Below are 231 nucleotides of genomic sequence, written 5' to 3'. Positions count from 1 at the left end.
CCGGCGGCGGGGTCGCGCCTGCCCAGCATCCGCGCCTCGGGATAGCGGGCGGCGAGGTCGGCCCGCTCGGAGGCGTCGCCGACGACCCCCGCCCGCACCCCGGCCCGCCGGGCGGCCTCCGCGAAGATCGGCGCGCCCTTCGCGGTGGAGATCCGGCCGACGAACAGGAAGTCCCCCGGCGGCCCCGCCGGGCCCGGCGCCGGGTCCACGGCGATCGGGTTGTCGCCCCGG

General features: G+C 81.8%; 1 pseudogene. It reads right to left on the bottom strand.

From position 1 onward, the window contains the following. A pseudogene (locus AC0IY0_RS29145) lies at positions 1–231 on the bottom strand (glycosyltransferase family 1 protein); the annotation flags it as partial.

The organism is Methylobacterium sp. AC315 (assembly GCF_979253755.1).
Note: the sequence above shows the minus strand (reverse complement) of the source record. Positions and strands in the feature narration are given on the sequence as shown.